The sequence below is a fragment of the Vibrio sp. Makdt genome, from assembly GCF_027587015.1.
Classification (GTDB): Bacteria; Pseudomonadota; Gammaproteobacteria; order Enterobacterales; family Vibrionaceae; genus Vibrio; species Vibrio chagasii_B.
The window spans coordinates 113376-135541 of sequence record NZ_JAPPTH010000010.1 but is presented as its reverse complement, the minus strand read 5'-3'; the positions used below and the strand labels follow the sequence as shown (position 1 = coordinate 135541).

At 45.1% G+C, this 22166-nt stretch carries 21 protein-coding genes; 6 read left to right on the top strand and 15 right to left on the bottom strand.

Annotated features, from left to right (window positions below):
• The 6 genes from OH460_RS14225 to OH460_RS14200 form a co-directional block, all read right to left on the bottom strand.
• Nucleotides 1-1245, bottom strand: coding sequence for an MDR family MFS transporter (locus OH460_RS14225; protein WP_269998042.1), 1245 nt, complete (start codon nucleotides 1243-1245; stop codon nucleotides 1-3).
• A gap of 213 nt (nucleotides 1246-1458) precedes the next feature.
• Entirely contained in the window at nucleotides 1459-2163 is a 705-nt protein-coding gene (locus OH460_RS14220) for an ABC transporter ATP-binding protein (RefSeq protein WP_171731835.1), read from the bottom strand.
• A 19-nt stretch (nucleotides 2164-2182) separates the two neighbouring features.
• Nucleotides 2183-3466 carry an ABC transporter permease gene (locus OH460_RS14215; protein ID WP_269998040.1) on the bottom strand — a complete coding sequence of 428 codons (1284 nt, stop codon included), beginning with the start codon at nucleotides 3464-3466 and terminating at the stop codon, nucleotides 2183-2185.
• A gap of 2 nt (nucleotides 3467-3468) precedes the next feature.
• Nucleotides 3469-4713 (bottom strand): ABC transporter permease, encoded by a 1245-nt coding sequence (locus OH460_RS14210; protein ID WP_269998038.1) that lies wholly within the window; start codon nucleotides 4711-4713, stop codon nucleotides 3469-3471.
• Nucleotides 4710-5981 (bottom strand): TolC family protein, encoded by a 1272-nt coding sequence (locus OH460_RS14205; RefSeq protein WP_269998036.1) that lies wholly within the window; start codon nucleotides 5979-5981, stop codon nucleotides 4710-4712. Before OH460_RS14205 ends, OH460_RS14210 begins: the two co-directional genes overlap by 4 nt.
• Nucleotides 5974-7110: an efflux RND transporter periplasmic adaptor subunit gene (locus OH460_RS14200; protein ID WP_269998035.1), complete on the bottom strand. Its 1137-nt coding sequence runs from the start codon at nucleotides 7108-7110 to the stop codon at nucleotides 5974-5976. The genes OH460_RS14205 and OH460_RS14200 overlap by 8 nt, the downstream gene beginning before the upstream one ends.
• Before the next feature lie 356 nt (nucleotides 7111-7466).
• Between OH460_RS14200 and OH460_RS14195 the strand changes: the two genes are divergently transcribed.
• Nucleotides 7467-8399 (top strand): LysR family transcriptional regulator, encoded by a 933-nt coding sequence (locus tag OH460_RS14195; protein ID WP_116870845.1) that lies wholly within the window; start codon nucleotides 7467-7469, stop codon nucleotides 8397-8399.
• Nucleotides 8399-8782 carry an SMU1112c/YaeR family gloxylase I-like metalloprotein gene (gene gloA2 / locus OH460_RS14190; protein WP_269998032.1) on the top strand — a complete coding sequence of 128 codons (384 nt, stop codon included), beginning with the start codon at nucleotides 8399-8401 and terminating at the stop codon, nucleotides 8780-8782. The genes OH460_RS14195 and gloA2 overlap by 1 nt, the downstream gene beginning before the upstream one ends.
• A 110-nt stretch (nucleotides 8783-8892) precedes the next feature.
• Here the strand turns inward: gloA2 and OH460_RS14185 are convergent, their stop codons facing one another.
• The 4 genes from OH460_RS14185 to OH460_RS14170 form a co-directional block, all read right to left on the bottom strand.
• Nucleotides 8893-10428 (bottom strand): PepSY-associated TM helix domain-containing protein, encoded by a 1536-nt coding sequence (locus OH460_RS14185; RefSeq protein ID WP_269998031.1) that lies wholly within the window; start codon nucleotides 10426-10428, stop codon nucleotides 8893-8895.
• Between the two features lie 110 nt (nucleotides 10429-10538).
• On the bottom strand, nucleotides 10539-10886 hold the full coding sequence (locus OH460_RS14180) for a hypothetical protein (RefSeq protein ID WP_269998029.1): 348 nt from the start codon (nucleotides 10884-10886) through the stop codon (nucleotides 10539-10541).
• 302 nt (nucleotides 10887-11188) lie between these two features.
• Complete coding sequence (locus tag OH460_RS14175; protein ID WP_269998027.1) at nucleotides 11189-11584, bottom strand: cytochrome b562; 396 nt, start codon at nucleotides 11582-11584, stop codon at nucleotides 11189-11191.
• Between the two features lie 145 nt (nucleotides 11585-11729).
• A complete protein-coding gene (locus OH460_RS14170; protein ID WP_269998025.1) occupies nucleotides 11730-12476 on the bottom strand; it encodes a phosphatase in 747 nt (248 codons plus the stop codon).
• A gap of 247 nt (nucleotides 12477-12723) precedes the next feature.
• Here OH460_RS14170 and OH460_RS14165 point away from each other — a divergent pair, with 247 nt between their 5' ends.
• Nucleotides 12724-15738, top strand: coding sequence for an HD domain-containing phosphohydrolase (locus OH460_RS14165; protein ID WP_269998023.1), 3015 nt, complete (start codon nucleotides 12724-12726; stop codon nucleotides 15736-15738).
• 17 nt (nucleotides 15739-15755) lie between these two features.
• On the opposite strand, the gene OH460_RS14160 is transcribed toward OH460_RS14165, so the two are convergent.
• Nucleotides 15756-16766 carry a DMT family transporter gene (locus OH460_RS14160; RefSeq protein ID WP_269998022.1) on the bottom strand — a complete coding sequence of 337 codons (1011 nt, stop codon included), beginning with the start codon at nucleotides 16764-16766 and terminating at the stop codon, nucleotides 15756-15758.
• 91 nt (nucleotides 16767-16857) lie between these two features.
• On the opposite strand from OH460_RS14160, the gene OH460_RS14155 reads away from it, so the two are divergent.
• Both OH460_RS14155 and OH460_RS14150 read left to right on the top strand, forming a co-directional pair.
• On the top strand, nucleotides 16858-17784 hold the full coding sequence (locus tag OH460_RS14155) for a LysR substrate-binding domain-containing protein (RefSeq protein ID WP_269998020.1): 927 nt from the start codon (nucleotides 16858-16860) through the stop codon (nucleotides 17782-17784).
• Between the two features lie 45 nt (nucleotides 17785-17829).
• Nucleotides 17830-18150, top strand: a complete 321-nt coding sequence (locus tag OH460_RS14150) for a heavy metal-binding domain-containing protein (RefSeq protein WP_004730185.1) — start codon at nucleotides 17830-17832, stop codon at nucleotides 18148-18150.
• Nucleotides 18151-18249: 99 nt separating this feature from the next.
• Here the strand turns inward: OH460_RS14150 and OH460_RS14145 are convergent, their stop codons facing one another.
• Together OH460_RS14145 and OH460_RS14140 are read right to left on the bottom strand one after the other, a co-directional pair.
• Nucleotides 18250-19506, bottom strand: coding sequence for a peptidoglycan DD-metalloendopeptidase family protein (locus OH460_RS14145; RefSeq protein ID WP_269998018.1), 1257 nt, complete (start codon nucleotides 19504-19506; stop codon nucleotides 18250-18252).
• Nucleotides 19507-19649: 143 nt separating this feature from the next.
• Nucleotides 19650-20489, bottom strand: a complete 840-nt coding sequence (locus tag OH460_RS14140; protein WP_171731828.1) for a tetratricopeptide repeat protein — start codon at nucleotides 20487-20489, stop codon at nucleotides 19650-19652.
• A 276-nt stretch (nucleotides 20490-20765) separates the two neighbouring features.
• Here OH460_RS14140 and OH460_RS14135 point away from each other — a divergent pair, with 276 nt between their 5' ends.
• Complete coding sequence (locus OH460_RS14135; RefSeq protein WP_269998015.1) at nucleotides 20766-21281, top strand: cytochrome b; 516 nt, start codon at nucleotides 20766-20768, stop codon at nucleotides 21279-21281.
• 83 nt (nucleotides 21282-21364) lie between these two features.
• Here OH460_RS14135 and OH460_RS14130 read toward each other — a convergent pair whose 3' ends face one another.
• Both OH460_RS14130 and OH460_RS14125 read right to left on the bottom strand, forming a co-directional pair.
• Entirely contained in the window at nucleotides 21365-21799 is a 435-nt protein-coding gene (locus OH460_RS14130) for a hypothetical protein (RefSeq protein ID WP_269998013.1), read from the bottom strand.
• Between the two features lie 47 nt (nucleotides 21800-21846).
• Complete coding sequence (locus OH460_RS14125) at nucleotides 21847-22113, bottom strand: hypothetical protein (RefSeq protein WP_061031198.1); 267 nt, start codon at nucleotides 22111-22113, stop codon at nucleotides 21847-21849.
• Nucleotides 22114-22166: the final 53 nt, after the last annotated feature.

The following is a 22166-nucleotide window of genomic DNA, read 5'->3' as shown; positions in this document are numbered from 1 at the left end:
CTAAGTCTGGGTCATCGACTCTCTTTCGACACTGTCTTCAGTATGCTCTGCCAACCAGTACAACCAAATCATCGCCAAGCATAGGATGAAACAGAGCACAAATAGCCAGTAGGCGCTCAACATCTCTATCACCACACCACCAAGCAATGGCGCAATAGCAAAGCCAAGAGAGTAAAGTGCCGCCGCACCGAAGTAAGAGCCTCTCAGATGTGGCGGTGCCATTCTATCGATTTGTACATTCAGGGTTGGGAAAGCAATCACTTCCCCTAAACTTAATATAAAACAAGCAATTCCCCAACCTAGTGGCCAATCATTTGGTGTAAAAAGAAAGCCAATTTGCGCAATCGCCATCAAAATCATGCCGATTCGAGTTCTTACAAACAACGGTACGTGCTCAAGCCATTTAAGCATTGGGAACTGGAAAACGATAATCGTCAGCGTATTCACCAAAACTAACCCAGCAATGAGTTGAGCGGCATCAGCGATTGAAGAGCGCACGATGACTTGAGGAATTGACGACTCAACCTGCGCGTAGACAAACATCATGATGAAGTTGGCGACCATCAGTTTTACAAAAATATTGTCTTTACGAATCACATTAAGCGTCGCGCCGAAATTAGGCAGTTGAGAGGGATCTGGCTTGGTAAAAGTACCTTTTCGTTCAATTCCTAACAACAGCCAGAAACCGTAAACGACATAAGTACCACCAGCAACAAAGAACAGGTTTTGTGGCTGAGAAAGAGCCAAAGTGATACCAATCAATGGACCAAGTGCGCCACCCAGATTAAGCAAGAAGTAACGAATGTTCAGCGCTAACTCACGATCTTTGGAGTCTTTGAGATTATCGCCTATGACTGCCTTAGCTGGCGCTTCGATCATTGGGCGCATTAGACCCGTCATCATGATCAACACATAGAACTGCCACACTTCACTCGCTAATGCGATGCCAGTGTAGGATATCGAGGCAATCCAACTGCCTAGCACCATGACCCATTTACGTCCTAGCTTATCCGAAAGGTAACCCGAGTAGAGCCCAGTTCCAGCACCAACAACCGCGGATACCGCTAGCATGGTACCGACTTCAATCGCAGACGCACCGTAATCTTCATAGAGAAAGACGATCAGAAAAGGCCATGCCATAAAGTAGCTTGTTCGGGCGAGTAACGTTCCAGTAAGAACTGTCCATACTGAAAAATTAAACCGTTTTATACGCTGCTTTTGAAACAAGCTTTCTGATCTATCCATAGATAACACCTCTATAACTGACTGATTTAAATGTTATTATTCAGCCAGTATATAGAGTAAGTAGAATAGATACAGAGTATTCAATAAAGCTGTGTTAATTATGGTACCTCCATACCTATTTCACATTAGCAGATGCACACAGCCAAAATACCATTAACGAAGAGCGGTCTAGAGTTAAGGTAATAGAGCAGCCTCTAGTCAAAGATCAACGCACTAGGCTGAGTAATGTTGCCCTTTGCGGTCAGACAATACCTTTCCGTCTTTGATCGTCACGATTCGCTTGGTTCGTTCAGCAAGCGAATTATCATGCGTCACGATAATCAATGTTCGTCCCTGTGCATGAAGACGATTAAACAAAGCCTCTATCTCTGCGCCAGATTTTGAATCCAATGCCCCCGTTGGTTCATCCGCTAAGATGATTTGCGGATCGTTAACTAGGGCTCTTGCAATCGCCACTCTCTGCTTTTGACCACCAGAAAGCTGGTTTGGTTTGTGGTCGAGGCGATCCCCTAGCCCAACTTGCTCAAGCAACTTCGCGGCGCGCTGGCGACGTTCTTTGGCTTTGATGCCAGAGTAAACCAATGGTAGTGCCACGTTATCCAATGCTGTCGCGTATTCCAGTAAGTTAAAGCTTTGGAAAACAAAGCCTATCTTTTGGTTACGAATACCGGCTAGCTCATTCGGGCTTAAACTTGCGACGTTTTGACCACCCAATTGGTATTGGCCATCGGTCGGTTTATCTAAGCAGCCCAGCATGTTCATCAGAGTCGATTTACCTGAGCCAGACGGACCAAGAATGGAAAGAAATTCACCTTGGTTGATGGTCAAGTCGACACCGTCTAGCGCACGTACTTCCGCCTCTCCGCTTGAGTAGTATTTACAAATGTTGGTCAAATCAACCAGTGGTGTGTTCGACATCTTATCTCCAGAGTTTTTGTTATTCACTTTGCAGCGCCTCCAATGGGCTCACTTTGGCGGCGCGGTTTGCAGGCAGCCATGCAGAAGCGACACCAATAAACACCAAGGTAGAAATCACAATCGCAACAACGATCCAAGACAGCTCAGGGACCGGTTTACCAAGGTGTTCATAGAAGGTGTTGCCTTCTAGGTTTATGGCGCTGATGGCCGATACAAGTATGTAAGTAACACCTAACCCCAACAAACCGCCGAGCATCATCGTCATCAGTGATTGCACTAGGTAGTGAAGACGAATAGCTGTGGGCGTGGCACCAACTGCCATACGCACGCCGATGTCTCGGGTGGAACGTTTTACGGTCGCGTACATGACATTCGCAATCCCTACGCCCGCTACGGCCAGCGTGACGAAGCCAATGATGCCAAGAAAGCTTTGTAAGCCAATCAAGAACTGCTGCATGCTTTTCTGTTTGAGGAACATGTCTTCCACTTGGACGACCTGCTCATCACTCACACTGGCGCCGTGTTTACGAGCAATGACCTGACGAATGGTCTTTGCCAGTTTTTCACGATCAGCATGAGCTTGCGGCTCGACGTTGATGCCTCCGATATCGCCGTTAGTATGAAAGCGTTGCCACGTTGCTAACGGCACGAAGCTGGCGTAGTTGATTTGGTCGCCCTGTTCGATTTCAGCACTGTTCTTCTTCAACACACCAATTACGGTGAACTCTTCACTGCCAATCTTGACCTTTTCACCGACAGGGTTGGTCTGCAGTGTCACAGGGGTAAACCAGCTGAAATCTTCAATAGGGTTAAACAGGTCCGCAGCAAGTGAATAGCCCAACACAACGACTTTACGCATCTCTTTTTGGTCAAGTGGATTGAGCCAACGTCCGCCATCCATTGGGATTAAGTTGGTCATAGATGCAAAGTCAGTCGTGACGGCTAGTGGTTTTTGCCATATTCCTCGATCACCGACTGTAATGCGCTCATCCCAAACGGCGGTTGGCGCAACGCTTTTCACCTCTGGTAGGGCTTTAATTACCTCGGTATCGTCGGCTTTTAAGGTTAAAAACTTACCTTGGTGGAACACGCCATAATCGACGGTCGCCATGCCCCCGGTTAAGTAAATCAGGTTCCCGTTGCCATCTTGCGCGGTTCTTAATACGCCTTGACGAATGCCCTCGCCCACCGCCAGCATGGCTGCGATACATAGGGTTGCCCATGCAACGGCAAGAATGGTCAATCCCAAACGCAGCTTTTCTGCTGCCATTTCTTGAAAGATTTGTCTCATTGGTAGCAACATATTTACGCCCTCGCACTTAATGCTATTACGGGGGTGAGACGCGATGCTCGCCTTGCCGGAAAATAAGACGCCAACAGCGCTAGAACGAGAGTCACCAACAATGACAAAGTAATCGAATCTCCCGTAATCACAGGAAAACCTAACCACTCCGGTAAGGTAATGGAACCAAGCAACGCGACCACTAAATAAGCAACCATTAAGCCGAGAGCTGTACCGACCGCCACCAAAATAAGTCCTTCAAGGATGAATTGGTTGAGTATGGATTTTTGCGTAGCACCAATCGCCAAGCGTACACCGATTTCTCGAGTTCGCTCTGTCACAGAGAGGAACATGATGTTCGCAACGCCAAGCGCACCAACAGCCATGGTCATTGCGCCGCTTGCTCCCAAGAATATTTGAATGCCGCGGAAAATACCCGTGATTACCGCCGCTCCCTCGCTAAAGTCTGGCAAGTTAACCGCTTCTTTATCGGTCGGGTCAAAGTGCAGTTGTTTAGCGTAAAAGTTAACGATGGCTTGTCGGAATGCATTGCTATCCATACCGTCGACAGGCTTGAGTAGCACCATCCAAGGTTTGGCATCCCACAAATCAAGGTAGGTAGTTTGAGGGATGAAGACTTTACGGCTATCACCAAATGAAATGCCCGCATCTTCGTCTTTCATAATGCCGATTACCAAAAATGGGATACCATTGACTTTGGTGGTTTGCCCAACGTGAATTCCCCCCATCCTTGAGACTTGATCCCCCAGAATCGCAACGCGGGTGTGGTTGGCAATATCACTGGGTGAAAGGTTACGTGAACCCGACTCCAACTTACGTTGAATCAACGAGAAGTAATGGGAATCAATGCCACTGACGAAGCTTGTCAGGTTCTGCCCTTTTTCATTGGTGACGTTCGCATCCCACTTGGCATAAACGCTAGATGCTTGTTTCACAAAACCCGATTGTTCGATCATATCGACCTTATCCTGTGGGATCTGGATCTGGCGTCTCAGGGGTAAGCCATGCCAAGGTTTGCTGGTGCTCGACGGAAAGGCGACTTGCACATTGTTGACCATAAATGACAACTGCTGAGTTTGATGGCGATAAAAACCTTCACCCAATGCAATCAAAACCACAACCGAAATCACCCCCCAAGCAATAGCCACGATGGCCAGCATGCTCTTCATGCGATGCGCCATCAGTGTTTGCCAAGTTTGCTGCAATAAGGTTTGCTGTAATAAAGTTTGCTGCAATAGACGGATCATGAATTAAATGCTCGGGAGATCAGTACCATGGTGTCGTCATCTAACTTACCTGCGGTTTGCAACAAGCCGATACGCTGACGCCAGTAGTTATACAGGTTGTTTTGCAGGCTGTTTTTGGCTTCAAACAAGCTGTTGTGCGCACTAATCACTTCCGAGACTTCTAACAAGCCCGCATCGTAAAGTTTCTCTTTGCTGCGCAACACTTTCTCACGAGAAGTCACCAGCTCGTTCGCCATTAAGACTTGATTCCAGTTGATGTCGACTTGAGTAAATTGCTGGATCACGCGCTTTTGGATGTCGATTTCAACTTTACGTAAGTCTTGTTTTGCGCTGAAAGTATTGAGTGACGCTTCGTCCACTCTGGCACGCGTTGCGCCATTCAAGTCAATCGGTACGCTTAGTGTGATGCCAGCGCTGAACTCACCGTCTTTACGTCGGTCATCATCGTTATATCCAACATTACCTTTCACCGTTGGGTAGTAACCGCCTTGGGCTGAATCTTTGGCAAACTCGCTGGCTTTGACGTTCTGTGTTGCCACCAGCAATTCTGGGCTGCTGTCTTTAGCAAGCTTTAGCCATTGTTCTTGCGATTCCACCATCATTGGCGGTTGAACAAGAGAATCAGTGCGAATTTGGTCAACGTCTTGTGGAACTTGGTTAATCAAGGCCGACAACTCTGCTCGTTTGACTTCTAAATCTGAGCGCGCATTCAAAATACCGGCTTTATCGGCAACTTGGGTCGCACGGATCTCTTCAACGTCAACGGATTTCACTTTACCCGCGAGGTAACGCTTCTCGATGATCTTCAGCAGTTTATTGCCTTCTTCCAACTTGGACTGCGCCAACTGCAAGTCACCTTGTGCACTTGCGACATCCAAATACGATGAAAGCAACCTTTGTGCTAATTCATTATGTGATTGAGCCAGTTCGAGCTGAGCTTTGATGTAGTTGGCATTGGCTTGATCCAAATCTGACCACAAGCTGCTGTCCCAAATAGTTTGAGAAAGCGATGCACCATAACTGTTGGTATTGTCAGTGGATTCATTCCAATTCGCCGAAGCCGTCGCACTTAAATCGGGTAAGAGTGAACTGCGGCTTGCATCCACACCCACTTCGCCAAGTTGAACACCAATTTTGGCTTTCTCGTAGTTTGGGTCACTTTGTTTCGCCTGCTGCCACGCTTGTTCAATCGAGATAGCATAGCTGGGTAAGCTGAGTGTGGCGGTCAGGATCGCGCATCCGATTTTAGATAGGTTTCGTTTAGCCATGCGCGGCTCCCATCATCATGCTGTTATCGATGATTTCTTCGTCTAGCTTAACGCCATCTAATACTTCTACGTTGATGCCATCCGACAAACCAAGCTGCACTTTTTGTTTGTGGAAACCTTGCTCTGAGCTATCTGGGATCAATACGTTTGGTGTATCGCCATCAAATTGCAGTGCTCGTTCTGGCAAGGTTAAGACATTCTCAGATTTCTTCAGTGTGATTTGTGCAGTGGATGAGAAGCCTGAACGCAATAAGATCTCTTTCGGGATCTTCAGTTCACCAACTTCCACTTCAAACCCGTTATCAAAGCTTTTTGCCGTCGCGTTACCTTCTGGCGAGTTAAGGTTCTCTGATTGGATTGCAACTTTGGTTAACACACCGGAAATTTCCATATCAGGATAAGGCGCAACGGTAAGTAACACAGGCATGCCCGGAGTAAGCTGCGCGGCATCGTGCTCACTGACACTGCCTTTGAAGATCAAGCTGTTCATGTCAGCCAGAGACATCATTTCTGTAGCGGCTTGGCTAGATTCAGTTGAGATGATTGGTTCACCCACTTCCACTTTGCGATTTAATACTGTGCCATCAATTGGTGCATAAATGGTTGAAGTTAAACGGGCATCACCAATAGAAGCTTCACCACTACGGATCAGTTCTAGGTTCTGACGCTTTTGCAGTACGTTCGCTTGAGCCGATTTCACTGCTGAGCGCGCGCTGACGTATTCATCGTAGTTCTTTGGAATGATGTCTTGCTTCACCAAGCTTTCTAGGTTGGCGAGCTTTTGTTTGGCTGATTCGAGGTCCGCTTCACTGCGCATTAAGTCTGTTGAAGCATCAGTAAGCGCTTGAGGCGTCGGGTTCGGACGAACCTTAATCAATGCTTGGCCTTGCTTGACCTTCTCACCGACCTGCACGTACATCTCACCCACAATGCCATCGATTTGCGACTTAATAGACACTGAGTGCGCAGGAACAATATTGCCGACCGCTACCGCCTGTTTTTCAATGGTTCCCTTTGCCACCACCAGCGTTGGAAACGTCTCTGGTTGAGTGGAAGATTGCAGATAAAAATATGCACCGCCGCCAAGCAATGCAACGCTTACAGCAGAGACAAGCCAAATTTTTGCCATTATTGATACCGATTATTTTTGTGTTGTCTTGTGACAATCTTATGAACATAAAGTTCTTGAATAATATCGGCTTTAATGTCGCGAGTTTGTAATACTTTGTATGGATATGTCAGGTGCTATTGACAGTAAATTCGATGGACAATCCACTAAGTCGCATGATTCTAAATGTTGTCGGGCGTTGGGTAATTTGCTCAAATGCCTTGAGCTGAAGAGGAGGCAAATCGGTAGTTAAACAATCGATGATTAAACATCATCACGACTCATTTTACTTTAACCAATTAATGAAACTGATTCACAAATTAAGTTAGATCACTCACAATTGCTATTACGCTCATCGCTGACTCTCATGGATACTTATGGTCAATCCCAAACTCATCGCCCTACTTCCCGATCTTGCCTCATTTATCCTGGTGGTAAACGAGGGCAGTTTTACTGCGGCAGCCAAGCAATTAGGGGTAACGCCTTCTGCACTCAGTAAGCTCATTACGCGTTTAGAGAAGGCACTGTCAGTAAAGCTATTTGAGCGAACTACTCGTACGCTTATTATCACTCAGGCAGGTCAACTGGTTTACGATCAGAGCGTTGTCATGATTAACGCAGCACAGCAAGCGGTTGAGTTATCGACGTCTGATCATACCGAGCCTTCTGGCTCACTTACTGTAGCCGCGCCAGAAGCGTTTTTGAACTCTGTACTTCAGCCTTTTGTGGTGCCATTTCTCAATCAGTATCCAGAGATCCAACTTAAGTTACGCGCTGCTGATGGTGATATCGACATACTACGCCAAGGCATCGATATTGCGTTTCGCCTTACCGATAAGCCCGATGAGAGCTTAGTGCTAAAAGAGTTAGGCAAGACTAACTTAGTACTGTGTGCGAGCCCTGATTATTTGAGTCACAAAGGTACACCTTCCCACCCAACCGATCTTAGTCAGCACGATTGTCTGTACCTTGCAGAAACGGACAAAGACCACATTTGGGACTTTCTCAAAGATGATGAGTTTCACACCGTTTCCGTCAGTGGTCGATACGCCGTGAACCACTCTCAAATGAGACTAAAAGGTGTGAAAGAAGGTTTGGGGATTGGCATCTTCCATGACTTTGTGATTCAAGATGCGTTGACAGAAGGCAGCGTTGTTCAAGTACTGAATGACTGGACCATCAAGAGTAACTACCACGGCGCCATCGCTATGCAGTTTGCACAAACCAAGTATATGCCCGCTCGCCTACGCGTGTTCATTGACTACGCGATGGAACACTTGGGTGAAAAGTTGGCAGGAGAAATAAACTGATGCTAAAAGGAATCCACCACGCCGCCATTATTTGCTCAGACTACAAAGCCTCAAAACGCTTTTACACCGAGATTTTAAAGCTAGAAATTATTGCAGAGAATTACCGAGCAGCGCGCCAGTCTTACAAACTTGACCTAGCACTCCCTAATGGTGCTCAAATAGAGTTGTTTAGTTTCCCTGATGCACCTGAAAGACCGAGCTTTCCAGAAGCTCAAGGATTGAGACACTTAGCCTTTTGTGTTGAGGACGTTCAACAAGTAAAAAGCTATTTAGAAGGACAAGGAATCGACGTTGAACCGATTCGAGTTGATGAGTTAACAGGGAAGTCATTCACGTTTTTCGCAGACCCAGACGGCCTGCCGCTAGAGCTTTATCAAATATAGAGCTTTATCAAAAATAGGCTTTATCAAATCTAAACTTTCTTGAACAATCAACTTCCCGCCAGAATAAAAAACGGACCTTCTCAAGCCGAAAAAGTCCGTTTTTGGTTCAATTAGCTCAACGCCGTTTTGAACTTCTCAACACGTGAGAACAGTAGCCAATCCAATATCATGGCCGTCACAATCGTTGCTCCTGCGAGAGGAAATAGTACTGAAATCAGCACAACACTCACCAAACCAGCTTTCCATAAGCCAGCATCACCAAACTTAGGTGGCGCGCCAAGCTTACGTTGACCTGATGGTCTACGCATCCACCACATCACACCGCCCGTGACTGACACCACGATGAACGCCAAGCAGAACAAAGCGTTTAAAAGCTTGTTGATAATACTTATATCACCTTGGTGCAGAGAAATACCGACCGCTAATGTCTTGGCGATAAAGTTATAATCTTGCCAGGTCACTTCACCAAGGATACGACCTGAATACTGGTCTAGGTGCGTGGTACGATCTTGAGTGGGATCGATGATATCGCCGCCCATCGTGTTTGCTGTCACTGTGTAAACACCCGTCTCAGAACGTGGGAAATTCACCTTGTACTGCGTGAAGCCAAGAGCTCGTGCTTTCTCAATGACATCATCAATGGCAAAGCTACTAACAGACAAGACATGCATAGAGTGATCATCACCCATCTTAGAATGATCATGAGGTTCGGACGCCTCTTCCACATGATGAACGTGTTCTGCTGGCTTATCTTGAGACAACGGCAGTGGTGTCTGTTCCAGATTCCAAGGCAGTTCTTCTTCTGAACCATGGTTAAGCGATGCGTGTGTCTTATCAGACAGCGGAATATCATCCCACATTTGAGCAGGGAAAGTGCTCCATGCTTGGACGAGCTTACCGCCCCAGAAACCTGTCCACGCCAAACCAGACAGGATAAAGAGCAGCAGAATAAGAGATAGCGTGCCACCGATATTCGCATGCAGATCACGCATCAGTACGCGTGGGCCAGATGACACTCTCAGCTTAAGAAAGCCTGCGCGGCTCGCGTTGTCTCGTGGCAACCATAGGTAAATTCCACTGACGAGCAACAGAAACGACAAGCTGATTGCGACTTCGATTAGATAATCCCCCCAATCACCAATCAATAACGTGCCGTGGATGTCGTTTGCCAACTGGTACAGGCTGTCGCTGCGTGGTACTTCACCGACGACTTTACCTGTGTATTGATTCACGGTGGCGAAAACAGATGTGCCATCTTCCAGTGATACTGAAAATCGGTTGGCCATATCAGGCAATTTGCTCGGTACGAACTGTGTCACTGAACCTTGTGGATAGTGATTTTGCACTGCAGCTAACTGCTGCGAAACCTTGATTGGTTCACCGGATGCTGCAATTTCAATCGCCTCTTGATGAAAAGCCAGTTCGATCTCATCGTCAAACAACATCACTAAGCCAGTAATACTTAGCATCAGCATGAATGGGATAACGAATAAACCAGCATAAAAGTGCCAGCGCCAGGTGAGGAAGTAGAGAGTTTTATTGCGCTCTTTGGTTTTAATATTGGTTTTCGAACCGCTTGTTGCACTGCTTGTAGACTGCGAAGTCGCTTGTGCCTTCACAGTAGTTTGAGATTCATTTCTCAACATTATTATTTCCTTTGACATGCGCAAACGAACCTTCTGAAAATCAGAAAGTCGCTAAGGCATGTTTAACTTTACTTAGTACTATATTTTTTAATTATTTTAATGAGTTAGGTTTAAGCAACAAAGGGAGGGCCGCGGGGGGCTTGCCTCGAATAGCGTTCGCTTAGAGCCAAAAAAGCGTAGCTGTCTGAGACAATAAAACTCAGTCGAGTTGTGAGTAGTGTAGTTGGAAGTTCATCTTGGTGAAATGTGGAAAAATGGCTAAACGGACACGGCTTACCTTTATGAGTATTCGGTTCACCCTCTTCGATTTGAACCAGTTCAAAGCCATTGACCGTACACAACGACGCCCACACTCCCGCACTATTACCATGAGCATTGATAACAGGCATTAATGTCACTAAAGCCCAGCTTAACGCTGTGGCAAGTAACATAGAGAGGTTGAACGAGGTTCGGCGCATTATTCCAAATCTTTATAAATTTCCCTTATTATGAGGCACTTGTTATATAGGTAAACGTAAAGATTAACATCAGGTTAAAAAGTTGAAGCCAACGCACACTCTTTTTAGTTAAAAACTGGTTACGCGAATAGAACATAACCCATATTATTCATCTACGCGTACAGATCCCGGTCAGAAAGCCACCAATAAAAACGCCGCCTACATTTTCCAATAAAGGTAAATATAGGCGGCGTTTTAGAAATCAAATCTTGAGGTTTGGGCTTTGTTAAACGTCTAGCATGCAAACGCTCCTGATTAACCCATTAACCGAAGATCTTGCTCCAGATACTTGGGTTACGCTTGTCGTGGTACTCTTCACGAAGGCCATCAATCGTGCGCAGCTCTTGTTTTGCAGCCTCGAAATCACCTTGGTCTAGCTTCTGTTCAATGCTATCGATCGATAGACTGATCTTCTTGAAGCCTTCCATGAAGTTTTCTTCTTTCTCTACTGGGTACACACCCGTTTTTAGTTCTGCCACTAGCGTATCTAAACGAACGATTGGTTGTTGCATCTCTTCAATGCTTTGAGCTTCTGCCGCTTGTTTGAATGCAAGCTTCATTTCTTGCATGTTTTTCTTAAGGTCAACGTTAGCAAATGCGTTGCCAGACATTACTGCTGCAGCGATTAGGCCAGATAAAAGGATTGAGCGAGTTTTCATTGTTTCTCCAAGTGAAACTGTGACTTTGAAGATAGCGCCGTCATTATTGCAGCGCTTCGACTTTATTATTTTCCGGCTAGTGTATACAAAAATCCGTCAGGCACAAAAATTGATTGTGTCGAAATGCAAACCTGCCAACATTCTCTTAAACAAGTGCTGAGTATTCTGGGATCTCGTTGCGACCACGTAGCGCCAAAAATGACAAGAATTGCTGCGGTGAATGGGTGATCACCTTGCTCGAATCTACGCCCACCTCATCAAGTAATGAAGCAACAAGATTTAAACCGCCTACATCTTGGCAGAAATGTGCATCACTCCCTGTAGTAATAAATGCACCTTTTTCTCTCGCAATTCTTGCTATTTCGTAGCAACGATCAACACTGCCCACACGGCTATTGCCTTTCAATGTCGTGTTATTGATCTCGATGGCGACATTGTGCTCTACCGCACATTGGATGACCGCTTCAAAATCGAAATCAAAATTAGGATTACCCAAATGACCCAGTGCATCGACTCGACCACCTTTGATGACATTTAAGAGAGCCTCAGTATGAGCTGCAGAATCTGACGGACGGAATACCGGCTCATGAAAGCTCGCTATCACCCAATCTAGGTTCTTATCAACGCTCGGATGAATGTCGATTTCACCCTGAGTGTTCATAATGTTTGATTCAACGCCGCGGATAATTGCAACGTCTTCGATAAAGCGAGGAAGCACACGCTGATTACTGAAGAACCAGTAGTGTGGCGCACCTGGCATCGACTCCGAGTGGTCTGTGGTACAGAACATGGCAAGACCATTCTGTTTTGCCGATTTAGCATTTTCGATAAGCGTGCTGTAAGCATGACCACTTGCGTAGGTATGAGTGTGAGTATCTACTTTGAGTTCCATGAATCAATGCCCTCTAGCTTGTTCTCTAAACGTTTTCAGAAAATAACCTTAAATCTCTTTCTGGAAAGATGTGCCTTGTGGCAACAACGAAACCAGTTTATCAGCAGAAAGTGACAATTAGCACCATAAGCTAACGCTTTATTTTGGCTTGGTGGCATAGTAGCGCGTAAACCGGTAATTGAGCCAATTTCTTGCTACCTACCCAAGTTCGTCAATACTTAAACCAGTTCACACACTGGAGTGTTAGATGAGACGAAGACGTTATCCACTGAGTATCCACATCACTAGCCTTTTCCTAATTTTGACAACATTTGTCGGCGCAGTTTTGATATCAATAAGCTATCGACACTCTCAAGAGTTGCTATTAGGAACCGTTCGCGAGGTCAGTAATGAGCACCGTGACAAGCTAGAGTCGGTGTTCAAGCAAGCAGTAGCGCCTGTCATCACCACTTTGAACGTGATGGCGGTCAGTCCGTTTGTTAATCAACAAAGCTCCTCTACCGAGAAGGAGTCTTGGCTAGCATCAGTCGATATCATCTTCAAACAGAATACGAATTTAGTTGCGCTCTTCTATGGCTCGGAGGATGGCGACTTTAGAATATTCCGCCCCTTGAGCACCAATAAACAAAGGGCCGAAAATAATGCCCCTGCCAAAGCGACCATGATGGTCAGTAGCACTAATTTGGATGGTGAGAACTTTATTACCTACCTCGATGGCGCACATCAAGTCATCAGCACGGTGCAAAGCGAGAGTAAATTTAACCCAACGACTCGTACTTGGTATCGCAATGCAAAGCCCGATGGTTCAATCCACCTATCCGAGCCCTATCTTTTTTATTTTCTTAAAACCAATGGCATTACACTGTCTAGGCGTTCAGCTGATGGCAAGCACGTGGTAGGCGCCGACTTCACGCTGAGTTCACTCTCTTCTCAGATCAGTGATCTGGCCTACTCTCCGCAGACCAGACTGGCTCTATTTGACCAACACTTTAACCTTCTGGGTCAGCATCAACTGGATTTAACGACCTCTAACCTCACCTTCCAAGCTAACCATGACAATACTAATAATGTAACTGGTGCAGGCAAACTCTCTGGTAGTGAGCAGGAGCAGAACTTTTTCAACATCCCCAAACGAGAGCAAATGGAAGCGTTAAAATCTTCAGTATTGGGGCCGCTAATCTCAGATGAGGAAAAGTTTAACCTCAATCTCAAAAACGTCGAGTACAACCTGAACACATGGGCACTGACCTTAACTCCGGTTGAGCTCACCCAAAGCGTGACCCTCTATTTGGCAGAGGCTACACCACACAATGAACTGCTTTCTGACCTCATTTCGATGCGTGACAAACAGGTCGCCGTCGCGATTGGGATGTTGTTCATCTGCTTTGGTATCGTGTGGTTGGTTGCTAATCGTCTATCCCAACCACTCAATACCTTGATGCAGCTTACCGATAACATCGCTCGGTTCGATTTCCGTCGTACCCATTATCCAAAGAGCATGATTAAAGAGGTCGCTAACCTCGCCCACTCCATTGAATTAATGGAACACACGCTTCATGACCTGATCAACTTGCTGCGAGACACAGCAGGGAATCAGGAATTTTCGATACTTGCCAAGAACATTGCTCATCAAAGCTATCTGATAACCAAGGCCGAAACCATTGTGCTGTTTACTCAGTCAGAAGAGAAAGATGTGTTTGATACCGCCGCTAACCTAGCGATCATTCCCTTTAAAGCAGACATCAATGACTTCATCAAGCATACACCTTGGTTACTGTGCAAACTTAAGTCTGGAGAGACCATCCACCTAAATCGAGAAGACAATGTGCTCAACTACTATCAAGACTCCATCTTCAATTCAGACCTGTACCTGTTCCCGCTATTAAACCGTGAAAAACTGTTGGTCGGTATTGTGGCTATTGGCTATGAAAGACCAATTACCAAAGCTCAAGCGGATAAACATGCCTTTTTAAGAGAGCTATTGAGCTTTGCGGAAATAGCCAAAGACAACATTGACCAAATGCAGCAGCAGAAAGACATGCTCAACGCCTTTATCGAGTTAATAGCCTCTGCGATAGATACAAAGTCTCCCTACACTGGCGGTCACTGTCAGCGAGTACCCGAGCTAACCAAATGGTTAACCCAAGCGACTATAGATGACGACCGTTATTACCCTCAGTTCTCTCTAGACAGCAAACAATGGGAAGAGTTGATGTTAGCCGCGTGGTTGCATGACTGCGGGAAAGTCACCACCCCAGAGTATGTGGTAGACAAAGCAACCAAACTTGAGACCATTTACGACCGAATCCACGAAGTTCGTATGCGATTTGAACTACTCAAACAACAAGCCGAAACTGACTACTGGAAAGCGATGGCGAATGGTGGACTTCAAGAAGAGCAGCTACAGATCCTAGGACAAACCCTTTCCGACCTCGATGAAGAGTTTGCCTTTGTTGCTCAGTGCAACCTTGGCGGTGAATCAATGACACAAGATCAGTTAGAACGATTGGACCAAATAGCCAAACGTCAATGGAAACGAACGTTAGACGATCAGCTTGGAATATCTTGGGCTGAAAAAGAGAGATACGAGTCGTGGCAGAAATCGTCGCAATCTGCCGATGCTGCACCAGATAACAGTGAACAGACATTACCAGTAATGGAACCACTGCTTGCAGATAAACCAGAGCACAAAATTCCATGGGATAACGGCTTTAACCCAGCAGAATTGTGGCAAGAAGAGTTCGTTCTTAAGCCGGGAGAAGTTAAATACAACCAAGGCGAACTGCATAATTTAAAGGTCAATCGTGGCACTCTCAACGAAGAAGAACGCTTCATGATCAATGACCATATCATTCAGACCTTCACCATGTTAAACAAGCTCCCATACCCACCTTACCTGCAAAATATTCCCGAAATTGCCAGTGGGCATCATGAACGCATTGATGGTAAGGGCTACCCAAGAGGATTGAACGAAGACCAGTTACCTCTTCCATCTAGAGCCATGGCGATTGCTGACGTGTTTGAAGCCCTAACTTCCAGCGATCGTCCGTATAAAAAAGGAAAACTGCTCAGTGAATCGCTCAATATCATGACCAACATGGCGACGAGCGGTCATATTGATCCTAAGCTCTATTTACTGTTTTTAGAAAATAAAATCTATGACAAATACGCAGAGCGATTCCTTGAGTTAAGCCAACGATGCGATATCGATGAAACGAAACACATCGAAAAAGTAAAAGAGTATATTCGCTCACTTTTTTAAACTGTTACTGACAAGGTTTAGCGCTTAACTATTGGCTGTAAACCCAACACCGAGCTCTCTTTGGAGTTGCTCGTTGGCTTGGCTGCTTGCCCGTCTTTACTACGCTTTTTAGCTAACAAGGTATTAGTGATGCTCGCAGCAACAATCAGGTTAATACCAACCAACTGCTGAGTAGAAAATACATCATCAAAGAACACACCTTGCCACAGTGCACTAAACAGCATATTGGTAAAAATTAACGGAGCCAATTGAGAGCCACTCTCTGCAAGCTTATAAGCCTTTGAACGGAAGATCTGTGTATTAACAGTACATAGCGCTAATCCAAATGCACCTATTCCAATCCAGCCTATTTGGTCAACCGTCTTTAAAGTATTAAGAATGCTTGAGTCAGCCTGCACTCCAGAAACGCCTTGTACTGAGGTGAACACCAACATCGGGATAACCAGTATCGCCGCAACTAAAAATGTCCAAGCATTGAGCTCTGCAGGCGTGAGACTAGCCTTAGAGGCACGATATAAACTCACTTGTGACGCTGAGTTGAATACTCCAGCCAGCAAACCAAGCAGCAATTCAGGCCTCAAGAACTCAGAGCCAAATTTAAACTGCGACCAATCCCCAGCCATCATCACAACACCAACAAAGGTTATCGCTAAACAGAATACGGTTGTTCTATGAACCTTGGTTCCAAACATTAACTTTTCTAACAACGGTATAAACAAAGGGCCAGTACTGAATAGCACCACACCTTCTACCAACGTTAAGGTTTGTAACGACGTAAGAAAACACCACTGACATGCCACCATAAATATCGCCCGCATCACCAATGGCTTCCACATACGCCCCGTCGGCCTACTAATTTTAGAAAAGATAAGAAACAAGAATAAGAGCAGGCTAGGTAACAAAAAACGAACAAAGCTCAGTAACGAAATAGGCATCGCTTCCGATAGATACTTCGCCACTAAACCGCTTAAAGACAAACTGAATGTCGACAACAACATGAAAGTCGTCGCCTTGGTAATATCAGACATAATTATCACCTCCTATGCTGTCTATTTTAGAAGCGTGACGTCAATAAAAATAGCGAGTAATATTAACCATAACTGTAAGGAAAACTTACCAATGAAAAAGCTCGTTCCGCTTAAATCCGTTTACGCTTTCATTGCTGTCGCAGAAACTGGCAGCATGACCGATGCCGCTCGTGTGTTGTATGTCAGCCACTCTGCGGTAAGCCAAGCCATCAAGTCCTTAGAACAGCAGGTCAATAAGCCTCTATTTCAGCGAGTAGGTCGTCGTGTTGTTCTAAATGCCGCAGGTAAACGCTACTATCGCAAAGTTGCTCCCGCACTGGAGCAAGTGATAGAAGCCACTGAAGAGCTAGCAAGGACGCCTAATGACCATCGCATCACACTCAACATGGTAAATTCGCTCGCCATGCACTGGTGGATCCCTCGAGTCCCTGACTTTCAATCTTTTGCTCCCTCACTTGATATTCGAATTTCAACACTAACAGGCCCTTTCGATATTGAACAAGAAGGGGTTGATATTGCTCTTGTGCATGGCAAGCCCAATGAGTGGGAGCGGTATTACAGCGAAAAACTGGGCGATGATGATCTGGTGTTGGTGTGTAGCCCTACGCTCCTCAAAAGTAATGAGAATTTAAGCGTCAAAAAGCTTGTTGAGCAAAACTCCACGATTGGTGTCTTTAACCCAAGGCGAAAACACGACTGGCAAGTGTGGTGTGATCATTACCAAATCCCGATGCCAAATTTTCACAGCAACCTAACGTTTGATGTGTCGATTCAAGCGGTACAAGCCGCGATTCGTTCACTAGGTGTATTAGTCACCCATCGCTTGTTTGTAAAAGATGACATTAGCCACGGCATGCTGGTTGAGCTTGGTGCCCCCGTTGCTAACCCACATCAAGATTTCTATTTTGTTTGCCCAAAAAACAAGTTAAAACAAGAAAGTGTGCTACAACTGAGAACATGGTTAAGGCATGAATTTGCCAATTCAGACATGACACTTAGCGATACAACACAAGATTAGAATAACGACAACGTCCACTAGAACCGTTACTTACAAGAGGCCATTATGATCATTACCACCACACAATCTGTCGAAGGCAAACGCATTGTCGACTACAAAGGAGTTATTGCCGGAGAAGCTATCTTAGGGGTGAACGTATTCAAGGATATGTTTTCTGGCATTCGTGATTTTGTTGGTGGGCGCTCTGGCACCTATGAAAAGGAACTCGAAAAAGCCCGTAACTATGCATTCAAAGAGCTGGAACAGAAAGCCATTGAAGCTGGTGCAAATGCAGTGGTCGGTGTCGATATTGATTACGAAGTACTTGGAACAGGTAACGGCATGCTAATGGTATCAGCCAGCGGCACAGCGGTAGTAGTTGCTTAATTACTCGCTAAGTCGTGATTACCTATAAAAACGCCCCTTAGCTAAATCACTAGCAAAGGGGCGTTTTTGTCTGAGTTGCCAAATTAGGTTTGAATATCTTTAGCTCGCGCGTTGTGCTGGCTTAGAGATCATGGCATCAAAATAAGCGATTCGAGCCAAAAACTCTTTTCTATCTTTAGGCATAATCGAACTTGCCATCGGTAAGTTCGCCTTCATCGCATCGACAGCTCGACCACGAACCAACACCTCAAAATGCAGATGAGGACCAGTGATACGCCCCGTTGCACCCGATAGCGCAATTTTCTGACCTCGTTTAATTTGCTGCCCTTTCTTAACTAAAAAGCGGCTCAAATGAAGATAACGAGTGGTGTATACGCTGTTGTGTTCAATCACCAAGTATTTACCGGCATAAGGGTGGTCACGAAGCGCTACAACCCGGCCGTCACCCGTTGAATATACCGGAGCGCCCACTGGCGTCGCAAAGTCAGTACCATTGTGCGGCGAGATTCGGCCTGTCACAGGGTGTCTACGTTTAGGATTAAACGAAGAGGTAATTCTTCGGAATTTTCTGTCGACAGGGTATCTATCAAAGGCTTGCTCTAGGCTGTTACCCTCTCTGTCATAAAAAAGTCCATCTGGCGCTAAAAACGCCGCTACTTCTCGGTTCCTTAATTGAATTGAGATGCCTTGAACTTCTGTTTTTCCCGTTAAGTGATTGTCTGTGTACTGCTCATTGACCAATACATTGAAGCTGTCACCGGCTCTAAGCTCACGAGCGAAGTTAACTTTATCTTTCAGCGTACGAGTAATATTGGCTATCTGAGCTGTTGTAAGCCCCGCTTTGTATGCAGATGTTGAAAAGCTACCATGAACACTGCCCGCGTAGAGTTTTTCTTTCCATTCGCCTGGTATCTCGTGGAATTTATAGGTGAAGCTCCCATCATCATTTCGAGTAAAGGCAGCTTGCTCAACCAAACTTTCGTGGAACACCAACTCAACAAGCTGTTTGGAGTCACTATCTAAAAGCAGCTCTAAGTGGTCACCGGGTTTTATTGTATCGAGTTTCAAGGATTCAAGATCCGCTTCCATTACTTTATTAACCGTTTCATAAGGCAGATTCCACGATTCGAATATGTTACTCAGTGTGTCCCCTACTTTTACAAAGTAGTGAATTTTGATCAATGAGTTCGAATTAGCTTGTGGGTGCGCCTGTTCCTCACCGTCCGTGTGTAGTTCTTGATAAGGCGTTACTTTTATTGAAATTTCTTTTTCCGGTTCCGGATGGAAAGAGAGCAAAGCGGCAAGTGAAAATGCACTGATCGCAACAACAATCAGGATAATGCGGAGGTACTTCATAAAAATTAGCAGTTATAACAAGGAACTTAAAAAGTGTTATAACATAACAATCAAATCAAAAAAACAAACGAAATGTAAGAAACCGTTCTTTTGGAAGCACAAAAATATGGTGGGCTTAAGAAACCCACCATAGCATCAAAGCTTTATTCTTCACGAAGCGCCTCAAAACGCTCTAAGCCTCGAAGCATTTCGAAGTCCGGTTCTTCAGCCAACAACTCTCGCATTGAGCCACTGGCTTCGACAGAGCGTTCTAGGTCGTCAATAGCTTGTCCTTCCGCCCCTAACCTTGCGTAAGCACACGCCCGCTGATACAGAGCATGAGCATTCTGGTCATCCACCTCTAACACGCGATTACATAAGCTCATCGCCCAATGGTACTCTTGAATATCCATTGCTGCGTCCGCTTTGTAGGTTAATGCTTCCAAATCCCCGGGACGAACCTTCAAAATCTCATCATAAATTTCAATTTTCTGTTCCGCGGTTTGCGCATTTTGCGCCCTTAACCATAGATTGTGGATCTCATTGATGATTTCGATTTCTCGGTTGTTCTCTGAAATGATTCTGGTTTTGCGTTTAAGATCCCTCTCTAGAACATTAAACTTCTTCTCATAGTCTTGTGCAATGTCGTTGAGTCGTCGATCTGCCATCTCTTTAGTGGTGTGTTTTAACTCTTTGAGCGACTGCCAACCAACCAGTGCAATTAACGAAGCAACACCAGCAATGATATAGAAGAAATACGTTACGGTAACATTGGCGTAGTTGAGCGACTTATCTGCTACTGCGAGCTCGCGATCGGTCATCTGAATGGTGAGACGTCTTTCAAGATCCTGCTGTTCGATTCTCAGCTGCTTCAACTCATCCAAGATATAACGTTCCATCAAGGGTCTATCCAAATACTCTTGATCCGAGTATTTATTTTCTTCGCTTGCAAAACTCATCGCGCTGAACACTGAGATAACTGCAATCAATAAGATTCGAAGCATTATACAATCCTTATATATTTAGCTTTAACCTAACTGTATCTCGTTATAGGCATACAAGCTAGGAAGTCGGCAAGTTTGCCTTATCCATATTGGAATTAACACTCTAAAACATCATTGATAATTATAAAACACCTGAAGCAACATCATTAATTTCTAAATTATAAAAATACCAAGTAATACTGTTCTATATAATTAATTCGCGATGCGAATATAGAGTCATTTGATTTATTGCATCGAGATGAAACTTATATTAATAACGATCAGAGCGAGGTTAATTTGAATAATCCAAGATACGATTTAGTAAGCCGTGTACTGCACTGGGTAATGGCTTCTGTAATCATTTATGCCACAATCGCAGGTTATGTGATGCACTATGTGACCAGTCATCCAGAGCTGTTTTCATTCTTATCAGTGCTTAACATGTCATTGGCGACCGTTGCGACACCATTGCTCATGGTTCGTTATATCTGGAGCCACTTTCGCTCTTCTCCAAGCATGCCGACATCAATACCAGAGGGGCAAAAGTGTGTGGCTAAGCTAGCTCACTCTTTAATGTACCTCGCCATGTTTATGGTGTTCAGTACAGGCTACTTGATGTTGGAACAACCTTACTCATTATTCTGGTTAACCACAGTCGAAAATCTAATTACCAACTCAGCAATCAACAGCTTCTTCTTTTATTTACACCGTGCCAGTTGTATTGCCCTAGCTTGTTTGATTGTTTTACATATTAGCGCAGCACTTAAACACCACTTCGTCTCTAAGAACTATGTATTAAAAATGATGATTTAAATAATACTGTGAGACTTTGGACTTAAAGCTCGACCAACAAAAAAGCCATAGCACTTCTGCTATGGCTTTCTTTTTCGGCGTGATTAATTGGATTGGTTATCCAGCATCACTTGCCAGTATTCACATTTAGCAAGAAACTCTTTTAGGTAGAGTTCAGGGTTAGCTAGCTTCTCGCCGCCCTTAACATCAGCACCAGTCACTCGCCAGAAACTGCGAGTCACTACGTTTCTATGATAAATAAAATCGCTAAGTTCGTTTTTTTTCAGCGGTAGTTGTTCACCGAACGTCTGCTCATACAAGCTGAGCGTTGCTTCTTGGTGGCTCGCCTTCTCTCTCAAAAAAGTATCTAGGTCTAAACCTAGCTCTTTCTGAGCATCTTTTGACAAGGTTTTCGATAATTTAGAGATCACATTAAACAGCGCCAACTCTACTTTTTGGGCCGCTAGTAACGATGCACCCAAAAGTGCATGTTCATTGGAGATCTGTTGCTCTGTTGCTGAAACGGTAGCTGTTGTCACTGTGTTAACCTCAAATTGTCATAACGGATATTATTGAGCGTTTCTGATTACGCGCTTTTGCTAAGCTGAGCTCGTTCAGCGTCAACGATCACAAAGCCAGTTGCGTCTTCACTTTTCTCTACTTGCACTAAACCTTTGAAGCCAATTTGCGACAGTTTCTTCGCAAGATGCTCAGGTGCGGTTTCAAAAACCACCGACATGAAAGGTAAATGCTCTGCGGAAACAAAGCCATGCTCGTTAAACAGGTCCATTGCGTGAGATAAATGGTCTGAGTCGGTTAATTCAATGATTTCTACAACTTCTTCCAACAACATTTTCGATTCCATATTCGCCAGAAAGTGACTGACACAAGCACGTAAATTTGCTC

Coding starts and splice junctions, on each gene's coding strand:
- OH460_RS14225 (WP_269998042.1), bottom strand. CDS start 1,245: ATGGATAGATCAGAAAGCTTGTTTCAAAAGCAGCGTATAAAACGGTTT.
- OH460_RS14220 (WP_171731835.1), bottom strand. CDS start 2,163: ATGTCGAACACACCACTGGTTGATTTGACCAACATTTGTAAATACTAC.
- OH460_RS14215 (WP_269998040.1), bottom strand. CDS start 3,466: ATGTTGCTACCAATGAGACAAATCTTTCAAGAAATGGCAGCAGAAAAG.
- OH460_RS14210 (WP_269998038.1), bottom strand. CDS start 4,713: ATGATCCGTCTATTGCAGCAAACTTTATTACAGCAAACCTTATTGCAG.
- OH460_RS14205 (WP_269998036.1), bottom strand. CDS start 5,981: ATGGCTAAACGAAACCTATCTAAAATCGGATGCGCGATCCTGACCGCC.
- OH460_RS14200 (WP_269998035.1), bottom strand. CDS start 7,110: ATGGCAAAAATTTGGCTTGTCTCTGCTGTAAGCGTTGCATTGCTTGGC.
- OH460_RS14195 (WP_116870845.1), top strand. CDS start 7,467: ATGGTCAATCCCAAACTCATCGCCCTACTTCCCGATCTTGCCTCATTT.
- gloA2 (WP_269998032.1), top strand. CDS start 8,399: ATGCTAAAAGGAATCCACCACGCCGCCATTATTTGCTCAGACTACAAA.
- OH460_RS14185 (WP_269998031.1), bottom strand. CDS start 10,428: ATGTTGAGAAATGAATCTCAAACTACTGTGAAGGCACAAGCGACTTCG.
- OH460_RS14180 (WP_269998029.1), bottom strand. CDS start 10,886: ATGCGCCGAACCTCGTTCAACCTCTCTATGTTACTTGCCACAGCGTTA.
- OH460_RS14175 (WP_269998027.1), bottom strand. CDS start 11,584: ATGAAAACTCGCTCAATCCTTTTATCTGGCCTAATCGCTGCAGCAGTA.
- OH460_RS14170 (WP_269998025.1), bottom strand. CDS start 12,476: ATGGAACTCAAAGTAGATACTCACACTCATACCTACGCAAGTGGTCAT.
- OH460_RS14165 (WP_269998023.1), top strand. CDS start 12,724: ATGAGACGAAGACGTTATCCACTGAGTATCCACATCACTAGCCTTTTC.
- OH460_RS14160 (WP_269998022.1), bottom strand. CDS start 16,766: ATGTCTGATATTACCAAGGCGACGACTTTCATGTTGTTGTCGACATTC.
- OH460_RS14155 (WP_269998020.1), top strand. CDS start 16,858: ATGAAAAAGCTCGTTCCGCTTAAATCCGTTTACGCTTTCATTGCTGTC.
- OH460_RS14150 (WP_004730185.1), top strand. CDS start 17,830: ATGATCATTACCACCACACAATCTGTCGAAGGCAAACGCATTGTCGAC.
- OH460_RS14145 (WP_269998018.1), bottom strand. CDS start 19,506: ATGAAGTACCTCCGCATTATCCTGATTGTTGTTGCGATCAGTGCATTT.
- OH460_RS14140 (WP_171731828.1), bottom strand. CDS start 20,489: ATGCTTCGAATCTTATTGATTGCAGTTATCTCAGTGTTCAGCGCGATG.
- OH460_RS14125 (WP_061031198.1), bottom strand. CDS start 22,113: ATGTTGTTGGAAGAAGTTGTAGAAATCATTGAATTAACCGACTCAGAC.